At 45.4% G+C, this 12,953-nt stretch carries 13 protein-coding genes, 1 pseudogene and 1 riboswitch; all 14 genes and pseudogenes read right to left on the bottom strand.

From position 1 onward, the window contains the following. Positions 1-89 precede the first annotated feature (89 nt). A complete protein-coding gene (gene hpt / locus FPZ44_RS25780; protein WP_144995451.1) occupies positions 90-629 on the bottom strand; it encodes a hypoxanthine phosphoribosyltransferase in 540 nt (179 codons plus the stop codon). Positions 630-797: 168 nt separating this feature from the next. Next, the gene (gene tilS, locus FPZ44_RS25775; RefSeq protein ID WP_144995449.1) at positions 798-2,378 is read right to left on the bottom strand and encodes a tRNA lysidine(34) synthetase TilS; all 1,581 of its coding nucleotides are present in this window, start codon (positions 2,376-2,378) and stop codon (positions 798-800) included. Between the two features lie 71 nt (positions 2,379-2,449). Continuing rightward, the gene (locus FPZ44_RS25770; RefSeq protein WP_186786246.1) at positions 2,450-3,493 is read right to left on the bottom strand and encodes a protein kinase domain-containing protein; all 1,044 of its coding nucleotides are present in this window, start codon (positions 3,491-3,493) and stop codon (positions 2,450-2,452) included. After that, positions 3,477-4,247, bottom strand: a complete 771-nt coding sequence (locus tag FPZ44_RS25765; RefSeq protein ID WP_144995485.1) for a vWA domain-containing protein — start codon at positions 4,245-4,247, stop codon at positions 3,477-3,479. The genes FPZ44_RS25770 and FPZ44_RS25765 overlap by 17 nt, the downstream gene beginning before the upstream one ends. 146 nt (positions 4,248-4,393) lie before the next feature. Further along, the gene (gene spoIIE / locus FPZ44_RS25760; RefSeq protein ID WP_144995445.1) at positions 4,394-6,895 is read right to left on the bottom strand and encodes a stage II sporulation protein E; all 2,502 of its coding nucleotides are present in this window, start codon (positions 6,893-6,895) and stop codon (positions 4,394-4,396) included. Between the two features lie 565 nt (positions 6,896-7,460). Then, complete coding sequence (locus tag FPZ44_RS25755) at positions 7,461-7,952, bottom strand: S1 domain-containing RNA-binding protein (RefSeq protein ID WP_144995443.1); 492 nt, start codon at positions 7,950-7,952, stop codon at positions 7,461-7,463. 183 nt (positions 7,953-8,135) lie between these two features. Continuing rightward, positions 8,136-8,504 (bottom strand): FtsB family cell division protein, encoded by a 369-nt coding sequence (locus FPZ44_RS27015; protein ID WP_261378562.1) that lies wholly within the window; start codon positions 8,502-8,504, stop codon positions 8,136-8,138. 14 nt (positions 8,505-8,518) lie between these two features. After that, positions 8,519-9,187, bottom strand: a complete 669-nt coding sequence (gene yabQ / locus FPZ44_RS25745) for a spore cortex biosynthesis protein YabQ (protein WP_144995441.1) — start codon at positions 9,185-9,187, stop codon at positions 8,519-8,521. Continuing rightward, complete coding sequence (yabP, locus tag FPZ44_RS25740) at positions 9,184-9,468, bottom strand: sporulation protein YabP (RefSeq protein ID WP_028595190.1); 285 nt, start codon at positions 9,466-9,468, stop codon at positions 9,184-9,186. The genes yabQ and yabP overlap by 4 nt, the downstream gene beginning before the upstream one ends. 119 nt (positions 9,469-9,587) lie before the next feature. Then, entirely contained in the window at positions 9,588-10,079 is a 492-nt protein-coding gene (gene queF, locus FPZ44_RS25735; RefSeq protein WP_144995481.1) for a preQ(1) synthase, read from the bottom strand. Positions 10,080-10,144: 65 nt separating this feature from the next. Beyond that, positions 10,145-10,912: a 7-carboxy-7-deazaguanine synthase QueE gene (gene queE, locus FPZ44_RS25730; protein WP_144995439.1), complete on the bottom strand. Its 768-nt coding sequence runs from the start codon at positions 10,910-10,912 to the stop codon at positions 10,145-10,147. Beyond that, positions 10,909-11,397 (bottom strand): 6-carboxytetrahydropterin synthase QueD, encoded by a 489-nt coding sequence (gene queD, locus FPZ44_RS25725; protein ID WP_144995437.1) that lies wholly within the window; start codon positions 11,395-11,397, stop codon positions 10,909-10,911. Before queD ends, queE begins: the two co-directional genes overlap by 4 nt. Positions 11,398-11,474: 77 nt before the next feature. Then, positions 11,475-12,122: pseudogene (gene queC, locus FPZ44_RS25720) on the bottom strand (7-cyano-7-deazaguanine synthase QueC); the annotation flags it as partial. Between the two features lie 151 nt (positions 12,123-12,273). Beyond that, positions 12,274-12,317, bottom strand: a riboswitch (PreQ1 riboswitch). A gap of 34 nt (positions 12,318-12,351) precedes the next feature. Then, on the bottom strand, positions 12,352-12,810 hold the full coding sequence (locus FPZ44_RS25715) for a hypothetical protein (protein WP_144995433.1): 459 nt from the start codon (positions 12,808-12,810) through the stop codon (positions 12,352-12,354). Positions 12,811-12,953 lie beyond the last annotated feature (143 nt).

Below are 12,953 nucleotides of genomic sequence, written 5' to 3'. Positions count from 1 at the left end.
CTCCTCTCAAAGACACGAAATTATTGTATCATAGCATGTCTCGCCATCACAACTCGATGCGCAAGCAAATATAAATGACATGCAGATGATTATTTACTATAGATGTGTGGCTTCAAAACACCGATGTAAGGGAGGTTACGATATTCTTCGGCATAATCAAGACCATAGCCTACGATAAACTCATCAGGAAGTACGAATCCTTTGTAATCTGCTTCCATATTCGCTGAGCGTCTTGCAGGCTTATCGAACAAAGTTACTACTTTAATAGAAGCTGCCTTACGTCCTTCTAGAATATTAATCAAGTAGCTCAATGTAAGGCCAGTATCAATAATATCCTCTACAATAAGTACATCTCGATCTTCAACTGATACGTCCAAATCCTTCAAAATACGAACGACTCCAGAAGACTCTGTAGATGCGCCGTAGCTGGAAACAGCCATAAAGTCCATTTCCATTGGTACTTCAATACGCTTAACCAAATCAGCCATAAAAATAAATGCGCCTTTTAATACACAAATGACGAGCGGCTTCTTGCCCTCATAGTCGCGAGTTAGTTGTGCGCCCAACTCGTTCACCCTCGCCTGAATTTCTTCTTCACTTATTACTACTTTCTCAATGTCGTTATGCAATGATGGGCCCCTCCTAGAGTGAATACTAATACTTATGTAGTCCATTCCACCTTGATACGCCATTCACATCGATAGACGATACAAAAATTAGAAATAGACCCATATAACCAGCAAGCAGGCATCTGCCGCGCTGCATACAAGATAACGGGAATCCGCCAAGCACATTACCTAAATGTTAGGCTCCAAAGACAAATAAAGCATTGTGTTGGTATGAACCTGCACCAGTGCCTGATCAGAGCGACGTATGCCCGGCACCCAAAGTACCGTTCCATTACAATCCGTTACGATCGGATAAACCTCTCGTAGTGATGCAGGAACTTTAGCATCGACGAACATATCTTGCACCTTTTTGCTTCCATTTAGTCCTTGAATCCGCATCCGGTCACCAGACTGCCTTGTGCGTATGTGGAGTGGCCATTCCAATGCATCTGCATCGAATGCTGCATCATATATCCCAAGTGCTGTTGAGCTGCTTAATTTCCGCGATGTAATACGCCAATGAAGAGTTGAGGCGTGAAATGGAATAACCGTATAACCTGCTTTATTAGGACGCAGCAAAGTTATGGTTTGTTCCGCATTCAACTGTTCCATGCGGGGAAATGGTCGTAGCCAGAGCAGTTGGCCATATTCGCGTCGGCATTCCATGCCTTGACCTATATCCGTCTTCCAAGTGGAAGGTACGTCACGCAGCGCTGATAGTCGAACGCGCTCAATGGTGTCATAATCAATCGGATCCGCTACTTTATAAAGATAATTTAATATTAGTTTAATCAATCTGCGTTGTAAAGCGACATGTAGCTTCAAAAAGTCCTCTCTTGCCACGATACAGCCCGCTTCATAGAGCGTTCGATATACCTCAACCCTCGAAACACTATTTCTGACACTAGAAATATGTACGTTTGCTTCTGCATCCCACTTCTCAACATAGCTGTTATACCATGCTTGTGCTTCCTGCTCCATCCAATCATGATCAGCACGGAGCGTATCTGCAATTCGACTAATGGATTGTACAGCTTGTGGGTTCTCATGCTCAAGCAGAGGCATAATATCCATCCTTAACCGATTGCGTAAATAAGTACGCTTCTCATTGCTGCTATCCTCAGCATACTGAATTTGCTCTTGCGTGCATAATTGAATGATGTCCTTCTTTCGCATATCCAGCAGAGGTCGTATGTAATGGAGTAAAGGTTCCTTATCAGAAGAAGCGCTGTTTGCTTGCGTGTCATCTGCTCGCCGCCAAGACATCCCCGACAAACCACCCGTTCCTGCCCCGCGCAACATACGCATAAGGACCGTTTCTGCTTGATCGTCTGCATGATGAGCTAATGCTATGTAGGAAGCCCCGTGCTTTTCTGCCATTTGACGCAAATATGTATAACGCAGCTCTCGTGCTGCTGCCTGGGCATTCATCTTTTGTTTTGTTGCATAAGAAGGTGCATCTACCCTTGCAACCTCACAGGGGAGTCCGATCAACTGTGCTTCTTTACGGACAAGCTCGGCTTCTGCATCCGATTCTTCTCCACGAAACCCGTGATGGACATGTGCGACAATGACATGGCTAGGGGCAATCTCTGGATGTTGACGCAGGGCGGCAAACATATGCATCATTAGCATTGAATCAGGGCCTCCGGATACAGCCAGCACTACACTATCTCCTTGCTTCCATAAGCAATGCTGTTGGAGTAATTGCGCCCTTTCCTCAAGCCAATGCGCCCATTCTGTCGTGTGATTTGCCTTGCTTGCTGTCATCGTTGGTCCTCCAGCCTATTAACCAATACTATTATAGTTTATTCATCCATGCCTAAATTTTAATTGCATACTCAAGACATCAACAGATCTTGTACCCAACGTTCATGCCATGCCCAGTATCCAATGCTGATTAACAACAAAAGAATAGAAACGCCGAACGACCATTTCAACCAACTTGGAGTGGGTATAGCTCTACGTGGTATGGTTCGCCCTACTTGCCTTGTTATTCGCTGCCATTCCTGAAAAGCCCTTCTTGAATCATTGAATTTACCTGACAATGCCCTATAGTACCATTCTCGATATGGGATAAGCACAGCGTTCGAGTCAATGATATGAAGCAGTTCTTCCGTTTGACGAGTCTGCGGTAGAGACCCCTTCATTACCCGCTTAAATGCGCTGTCCTGACATAAATGAATCGTCATCACGGCAAATGAAAACAGATCATATCCGACGTCAGCAGCTCGGGAGCCTGCATTCCAAAATCCACGATCGTACCATTCTGTAAATTGCTTAACACTTTTCCCCAGCTGAGTAAGCCCACCGTAATCAATCAGATCCACGTCACCGTTTGGCTTAACCTTAATATGCTCCAGCTTCAAGTCTCCAAATATAAAACCTTGCTCATGAAGCGTTGCAAGCCGTTCTAGCACCTGACCGCACAGTGGCCCAAACCAGTCAGAGCCTCGACTGCTTACAAATGACTGCACTGATTGCCCTGATACGTACCGCATCACATAAAAGGGACGCTTGCCGACACCCGCCTCCCAGTCATCTGCTTCAATGAAATAGGGTAATTGGGGGTTGCTTCTGTCACGATTCAACCCCTGTTTTAGTCCTTGCTCTAAGGCACGTATAGCATTGATCTCAGACTGAAACTCAATCGTATCAGCCCCCAGCTTCAACGCATAGCGAGTACTCCCTGTCTTAACGGTTTCATCCTCTGCTAACGCCGCGACAAGATAGACGACTCCATTAGATCCTTGTCCAAGACTTCGCTCAACACGATAGCTCCGTTTATTCCATATTCCTGTAATGACAGCTCCTGCTCGAAGCTTATCATTGCGCAGCTGGTTCATTTGAAGACTTCTATCATTTCGATTATAAGACGTAGTCACTCCATACCCCGTCCGTTCCATGTTCATGTTGGCGAGCAGGTAAGTCGCCGTATTGTTCACTATGAATATAACTACTATCATATTGGCAATAGTCCAACACATGCAAGAGGGCAGGCCCTGTCGGCGTCGTTCCTCGCATTGGAATTCGATGAAGCAGTCGCTTCATCCTACTCAAATCACTCGCCCATTCGACATCCAATTTAGCCGGCTCGTCACTATGATTGCCTGGAAAATGAAATACCGCAATCTCACTCTTGCCCTGCCGTGCCTGTAAACTAAGCATCAAATCACGGATTGCCTCTTCCACAGATGGAAGCTTAGGCTTCATACTTGCACTTGCATCAATAAGCAAAGCAACTCTCAAGGAGGATTGCTCACTCATTTCATCCATAACTCGAACCACCTCTGCTCGCTGCGAAGGCGGCAATGCTTCAACAGTCGTTCCCCCCTCCTGTTTCCCTAAAATATGCTTCAGTTCATGATTAACAACTTGATGAATCGTTTGTACCACAGTCTTACGAGTCATCTGCTGAATCGTATAGGACAGGTCTCTCTGATGCACAATTCGACTGACACCGCCTCCCATTCTAGCAATCTCTTCTATTTCAGCCGCTCCATATTCGCCAATGGTACCATCGTCCACAATCCCCACTACATTTACAGTCATACCAGCCTCACGTGCTTGAGATGCGGCTACTGCTGGCTGAATACCAACGTTTGAGCATCCGTCCGTAATAAGTAGTATTTGTTTCAACATAGGTATTGCCCTCCTATCGATAGTTACTAGCTTCTAATACGCTACTAGTGTTGCCGATTAGAGAGAGCTTTAACCTTATAACACCCTCACCTCTATTCTATTCCTATTGGTACCCATTAATAGTCGGCCTAAAATATCTAAATCTAACTGACCGTAAGCGGCCTGTCCAACGGCTGCCCCTTTCCTGCCCATTGCAGCGTAGCCCATTGTGGTATATGCCGATCAAGTCGCGCCACAACTACGGTCATGTCATCAACAATATCGCCTTGGGAATAGCGAACAACCGTATCAAGGAGCACGTCTGCAATTTCCTGCGGATCGTCTGTCTCCATCTCAGCAATAAGACGCTTCAGCCAAATATCTTTATTCAGCGCTGGGCCTGGGGCATCATATACGCCATCTGACATCATAATGAGCAAATCGCCTGGCTTCAATGTCATGTGCATGGCTTCCACATCTATATCTTGTAAAATACCGAGCGGCAAATTGCCGATTGCTACCGCATGAACATCTCCTCCGCTCTTCACAAAGCTTGGTATAGACCCATTTTTCATCAAGGTGGTTTGTGCAGAATATAGATCAATGACGGCAAGATCCACCGTCGCATATACCTCCTCTGGTGAACGCACCATTAGAATCGAGTTCACAGACTGAATGGCTAGCTTCTCATCCATGCCAGACTGCAGCAGCTGAGACAATACGGTTAACGCCGTACTACTCTCTAATTGGGCTCTCTCCCCATTTCCCATTCCATCGCTTAATGCAACTGCATATTTCCCTCCACCGAGCTCTACAGCATGATGGCTATCTCCAGATAACATCCCTCCACCTTTGGCCGCTGCTGCTACGCCTACAGCCACTTCATATGATTTTGCTGATACAAATGAAACAAGCCCTTCTCCCTCCACAGTAGTTGATCGTTCATCTCGAACCGATATTTGTTCACCTAAAATATCCGATAATAAAGGCGCAATTAATTTACGGCATTCATCATATCCTTCCGTGAATGAATGCACCATTTCAATTTCCACATGACCTCTATCAAGCGATAGAATATCTACATGATGAACAGATAGGCCTAACTCCTCCATCGCATGGCGAATCTGTTCCTCTTGCATAAACATTTCTCGTCCTTCCCGCTTAATTTCTTGCGCAAGATCATCCATCACTTTGGACACTCCCGCTAACTGCTCAGATACAAACGTACGGCTGTCTTGTATTTGCTTGCGCCACACTTGATCAGATCGATAGCGCTCCACTTGATCCTTCATGACATGCAGCACTTGTCCTGTTTTCGGGCAAGCATCTTTCCATCGTCTCGGAATTTGCCGCTCACGGAAATCCGGATCGTCCTCTACGGCATGCAGCATTTCATTCATCCATGTTACGGTTTGCAAGTACTTACTGCTCCAGCAAGCATTTTGACGTGGGCAGCCACTGCATGTCTTATCGCATGCAGCCGCAATGAACGAATTGTACTCCTCCTCTTTACGGCGCATTTCTCCATATCCAGTAAGCTGATTGAAGCTTTTGGATAACTGCTGGAACAGCTCAGAAAACTGCATGACACGTTCAGCAGTCATATCCCGGACTCTTTTTGCATATTCATGTTGGGACTTAAGATGTTCCTGTGTCCCCGGTATATATTTTGCCAAGGTAAGGGTTAGTCCTCGCGGAGTAAGTAGGAATAAGGCTGCTGCTGCGATCGTCTCCCATGTTGAAGTCAGCGCTCCATTCGCTGGGCCCAAATAAACGGATAAGATGGCAGTCCCTAGAAGCATGCCGAACGCGACTGCCCAGCGTCGGCCTTCTCTCATTAAACCAGCTAACAAACCAGCAAATGCCAGTAAGCTCATCTGCATCATCGAACCTGGTGCGGCCAGGCTCAAAATAAGCCCTAGTACGACGCCAACAGACGCTCCTAATGGAGCTCCGCCAACAAAAGCAAAGAGCATGACGAGATAACGGGATAACACATGATCAACTTGGAGCCCTTGTATAATCCATCCTACAGCTCCTGTCATTAATGAGGCGAGCAAAATCATCAGGCAGATAACTTCATCGATACGAAGAGTGTAGTTACGCTTAGATAGCGTGAGGACAGGAAGCGCTTGAACAAATACAAGCGTAAGCATAAAGCCGAGCATTGCATCTGTAACGTCCATCGCAAACCCATACCAGGTGAAGCGATCTACAACAAACGTCATAAACAAATGGACTAATAAATTAGCTCCAAACACCATAAACGGGGCATAATTCAATTCAGATTTCTCATAAGCCTTTAAGCCACGCTGCAAAAGAACAATAACGAGAAGCTGCATAGCAATCATGACAGTCGTTGGCTCTGAAGCAAACAAGCTGCCAGCCAGTACAGCTGTCCCGCTCCACACGGCCATTTCTGGTCTTGTAAAATACATAACCGCAAAGAAGGCAGAAGCAAACGGGAACAAGTCTTCTAAAATGACAGCCCTTCCTAGTAAAAATCCAACGCATAGAATGATAATGGTCCATTTGCGTGTGCCGATCAACTGCTTAAACCGTTCATAACGCCAACGCTTAGCCCCGGCCTCCAATGTAGTAGCATGCTGCTGGAATGCCTCATTCAATCTATTAACTGGAAAAGGAATCACTTTTGTCTTGCTCATGTTCGATGCACCACCTAATCTCTTAATTTGTGTCTCTATTATAGATAGACAAATAGGAAACGTTTGTCAGAACATGAATTTGTATTCCAAAAAGTTTCCGACACGTACTGAGCCATTAGCGCGCAGCCGTCGATTATAGATGCGTCAAGGGATTACAGCACTTCAACAAAGCATTCTTATTCTTGGAAGCGTTATCTATTTGTCGCAATTCGCTTCACCCTAGAACAGTAAAACGCCCCGATCTTGCAAATTATCAAGGGAGAAGCTGTCGCAAAGACCAAGCAGGACGACAAAACTAGTGTTGTGACACTTTGTCACCGCCCTTAGTTGTCGTTACTTTTACGTGTAGACGGGAGGTTTCCCTATAAAGCGCCTAACGATAGGACACATCGCATATTTTTGGTTATTCATGTAAAGTCTTGTGGCCACTGTTAGCATGAGACTGCTAATCCACAAACATTGATCGTTTGCTGAAGAAAAGGCGAAAAATAAGAAAAAACCGCTAAGGGCATAATCCCTCAGCGGTTCTGTGTGTTATATATGGAATGCGGTAAACTAAACCGAACTACACTCGGCGAGCGCCACGGCCACCGCGTTTGCCTTCTGTGTTCTTCTTGAGCGATGAAATGCGCTCTTCGCTGTCCTTAAGGAAACGTGACATTTTATCCTCAAAAGAAGGGGTGTTATATGACGGTCTACGTCCTCCCCGATCCCGATTCCCAAATCCTCCTGGTCTTCCACCGCCGCCTTCTCTGCCGCCGCCACTTGGACGATCCATACGTGGACCTCTTGGTGGTCGTTGCTGCTGTTCAGATGCAGGTTTATCGACCGCTTGCTTAATAGACAAACCGATCTTACCGTCCTTATCGACGTTAATAACTTTGACCATAACGACATCGTCGATCTTCAGATGGTCATTGACGTCCTTGACGTAGTTATCGGCAATCTCAGAGATGTGAACCAGTCCCGTGACACCTCCCGACAGATCAACGAACGCTCCGAAATGCGTAATGCCTGTCACTTTGCCTTCTAACTTGGTGCCCACTTCAATTGTCATAGAATAAAACGTTCCTCCCTTAAAATGTTAAACGGCACATTGCTCTGAATACTCAGAACTTTCGCTCACTGTAAATCCAGATGAACAATGAGGTCTGTATATCATATGCAACGTACAGCTTATGTCGTGATTATACTGTAATGGCGCAAGTTTGGTCAACTGACGCGTGTCCTGATTGTGAGCCTATTCTTCCTCAGTACGGATTAGTCGCTCATCTGGTAAAGTCATTCCTTTGCTGCGTGCGATATCAAGTAAATACTCTGGATCATCTAGTCGATTCACTTCGTGTTGAAGATCATTACGAATCTGCTCGGCTTTCTTTTTTTCAACCTCATTCTGTGCATACTCTTTCTGCATATCCTCTAATTGGAAAACTTGGCTCACATAAGTATACCCTGCCCAACCCAAGAAAACGACCATGAACAACAGCCACAGTTGAAGACGGCGCTTCACTGTTTTATGCACACCAGAAGGTGCCCCCGCATTGGATCTGTTCGATGTTATTCGTGCTGTTGAACGGCTGCTTTTATTATCTTTCCGGTAGTCTCGCATAGGTTGTCCCCCTTTCAAGCTTGGTTGTTCCGGTTAGGCCAGTTGCGCAATCGGTTCCAGCATTTTGCACACCATGTTGTTGCTCGTCTGCACAATTGTGAAGCAGCACTTACTCTTCTTCCCCCATATTGCTTAAGACGAATCAGTCGCTCAGTCATGCCAAGGCGACGCCATACCGGCTCTACAAGCGGGCGCAACAACCATTGCAGCAGCCACCATAAGGGCTGAATACATTTTAGCACAACTTTTCCGAGGAAAATAGCCACCTTTACCAATATACGGAATATATAATATATGAAAAACACTACCCCTTTCAAGGGGAGAAAGACCGTAATATATAGCAATTTTTGTATCATTCGCACGATTACTTTAATCGCTTGGACAAGCCAGTTTACAACAGCAACCGTCATTCGGCTAAATAAAACGACATAAGCCCATCCACCAACAGCTAGTCCAAGTATGACATAGAACCGAAATTCTCCCTGATTGCCCTTAACAAGCATATGAAAGACGAACCAAGTCGCCGCTACCCAGTATAGGATGTCCATAACGGGCAGTGTCCATCGAGGAAATCGAAGCTGGCCTGCAACAACTCGACTAGCATCGTAGGCGATGCCAAGTGTAAGCCCACTAATGAACATAAACAGCATCGTAATCCATTGGCTATGCAGAGAGAGGCTCACTTAAATAACTTCCCAAAAAAGCCTTTTGATTTATCTGTTTGATTCGCATCCAAATAGGTCAGGGAGTTGACCACGCCTTCGATCGCTACAAGGCCTTGTTCCAAGCTCAAATTTTTAATATGAAGATTATGACCCTTAATCGTTAAGAAACCACTATCGGTCTCCAGCAGAAATTCCTCACTATCAAAGCTTTCGACATTACTAACGCCACTTATTTCTAATACTTTTCGATTCATCATCTTAATTTCTTGCCGCTTGCCAGCCTTGTTCGGTTCTAACATGGCATGTACCCCTCCTTCTCTTTACTAGCCTATGAAGGAGGGGAGCGGAAATAGAACTATTTGTCTATCCCATACCAAAAGCAGCAACTATATAAGCCAAACAATTTCCAATTTCTACACTATCGATTATCGATCTTTTCAGGATAAAGATCATGCTGTATCAAACGCTGCTCAGCCATCTGCTCATACTTCGTTCCTGGCTTGCCATAGTTGCAGTAAGGATCTATAGAAATGCCTCCACGTGGTGTGAATTTGCCCCATACTTCTATATAACGCGGATCCATAAGCTTAATTAAGTCATTCATAATAATGTTGACACAGTCCTCATGGAAATCACCTTGGTTGCGGAAACTAAACAAATACAATTTTAACGACTTGCTCTCTACACAGCGCTCATCCGCAATGTAGCTAATGTAAATGGTCGCAAAATCCGGCTGGCCTGTTATAGGACATAAGCTGGTAAACTCCGGGCAATTGAACTTGATGAAGTAGTCCCGATATGGGTGTTTATTCGGGAATGATTCTAGCACCTCTGGTGCATACGTAGACTTATAAGCTGTATGTTGACCTAAATGAGTTAGTGGAAGCTCTGCTTCCGTACGTCCTGCCATTGTCATGATTCATACTCCTTTATTTATCGGAAATATTGCTTCGAAAATACAGACCCTCTTTAAACCTATACCCCTCGCTTATTGCCCCATACAAGTGTATGCAGCTGGGGCAATACTCTAGCATCATTCAACCTTGATTCTGCTGCTACCTGCTCAATAAGCCATTCGTAGCGCCGCAACAAGCTTTCTACTAACGCCATATCCTCGTCAGCCTGTACAGCGTCATTACCCGTTTGAAGAACGAAAGGTACGGCCGGGTAACGCTCATGAACAGTAATCGCGTAATGGAGGTCCTCTTCATTGAATACGACAACTTTCAAGCATACCGTAGTTCGCTCAGCATAGGATAAATGATCCATGACTTCATCGAGCCGCTCCCAATCCGTATTCATACCTGAACTAGGTGGCTTCGGTGACACGGTCACATCGTCTATCTCTGCAAGCCAAGGCTGCCACTTGGAGCCCTGCGTTTCGACAGCCGTGCGGACTCCGCGCTGTTGTAGAAGGTAAACAAGCTCACCAAGCTGCGGGAGCAATGCTGGATTGCCCCCGGATAGTGTCACATGCGAGAATCGTTCAGCAGCTAGCTGCTGTAACTGCTCCCATACTTGTTCTGCTGTGAGCATCTTTATCTCATCCTTGGCGCTCCCATCCCACGTAAATGCAGAATCGCACCAAGAGCATCTGTAATCACAGCCTGCTGTTCGCACGAACATTGTCTTTTGTCCAATAAGCAGACCTTCCCCTTGTACAGTAGGGCCAAATATCTCAAGCACGGGGAGGCGCCCACTCTGTTTATCCCTGTCCCGCAGTTCCCGCTCTAACACACTCATTCCATCATCCACTCCCGTCTAGCTTCCGCATAGCTGGTCGGGGTTTCATACAAACGAACAAATTCTGTTCTGCCTCCTACACAACTGCTCTTGTGTGGCTCTACGGCTAATGCAGCATCCATCTGCTCAAACAGCCAAATGACCATATTTTCTGCGGTCGTATTCATAGGCGGCAGTGTTTCATTCAAATAGCGGTGATCCAGATAAGGCTCGATCCGCTCTTTCCATATATGTTTAATGTCGCCGAAATCAAGCGCCAAACCAATATCATTAATCATGCTGCTAATACCAAATTCAACTTTATACGTATGGCCATGCAAATTTTTGCACTTACCCTCATAAGCATGCAAGTGATGTGCAGCATCAAAGGTAAATGCTTTGCTGACCATGACCCGCTTCTGCTTGTAACACAGCTGATGTCCCTTAATATCTACATCATAGCGTTGAAGCTGATCAACAATATGAAATGCCCCTGGCTGTTTCATCGACCCGCCTCCACTGATACCACTGTAGTTGTTGAGCCCTTTTCGCCTAGTTGCTTTATCGCACATTGCTGGTCCTGGTCACGCTCGTTCAAGTAGGCATCCAAGCCAGCTCGACGCAATTTGCACGCTGGACATTCTCCACAGCCGTCTCCAGCCAATCCCTCGTAGCACGTAACCGTCTTTTCACGAACGAAGTCGAGTGCTCCTAATTCATCTGCCATACGCCATGTTTGTGCCTTATCAAGCCACATGAGCGGTGTGTGAATAACAAAGTTCGTATCCATCGATAAATTAAGCGTGACGTTCAACGACTTAATGAATACATCTCGGCAGTCTGGATAGCCACTAAAGTCTGTTTCACAGACACCGACGACAAGATGCTTCGCTCCTAACTGCTTTGCATACACAGCTGCAAAAGAGATAAAGAGAAGATTCCGCCCATCTACGAATGTATTCGGTAGCTCCCCATCTTCATGTTCAATTTCCATATCACTGCGTGTAAGTGCATTTGGGGCTAGTTGATTAAGCAGGGACATATCCAAAATACGATGGGGAATGTTCAACTCCTCTGCGATGCGACTTGCATGCGCCAGCTCCGTATGATGCCGTTGGCCATAGTCGAATGAAATAGCCTTAACTTCTTTAAATTGCTGCAACGCCCACCATAAGCAGGTTGTGCTGTCTTGACCGCCGCTAAAGACGACGACCGCTTTGTCTTGTTTCATCTTGATTGTCTCATCCTTTCGTTTCCCTCAATCGGTGAAAGGCAGACCTGCTATGTAAACGCAAAAAAGGAGATGCGCATCGCACATCTCCTTAAATAAACGTCAACAAATACAGCGTGGAATTGAGTAAAAATTTCACCCTTCCAGAGCTGTGGCCTTAGTTTTTTATAGAGGGAGATTGCGAACCTCTCCCGTACGTATACGTACGGATTTGATGAAGTTGTAAGGGTCAGTATAACATACCCTCGCAATCATCTGCTACCTTTCTAACCTTTACGCTACGAATATATTGTCTTGATGATCTGCTTGCAGCACAGGCAAGAGATACAAAATCAATAATAACAAAAATTTCCGACCCTCTTCCAACAGAGGTGATAAATAAGAGCGCAAGGAGCAGGATTAGGGCAATCGACGATTTTCGAGAAGCATAAAGTGTTCCTACAGCAATGATAACAGGAGCGATCAACAGGATCAGGTAATAAGAAAATTCAGATTGATATTGCTCAAATGAAATACCAAAGGCACCATACACCCATCCCTCGCGAAACACTCCCCATATTTCTTGTTCATACGGAATTAGAATGGATGTCCCTAACAACAAGAAAAGAACACTAACTAATAAATTAAACCACAGTATAAACAGGACGGCTGAGTAAGATTTGGGCTTATCATAATTGATGTCGATCATAGAAGCTACCCACCCTCTCAATCAATTTAAGTACTTCGATTCGGAATCCCCATATAAAACCTATTACAGATTAATCTCATAATAACAAAAAGGCAACCGTGAGCCGCCTTCCAACAGCATCACGATTGCCTCTATTCTTTACT

This window comes from Paenibacillus agilis (assembly GCF_007786455.1).
Taxonomy (GTDB): domain Bacteria; phylum Bacillota; class Bacilli; order Paenibacillales; family Paenibacillaceae; genus Paenibacillus_B; species Paenibacillus_B agilis.
This window is presented reverse-complemented; position numbering and strand designations above follow the sequence as displayed.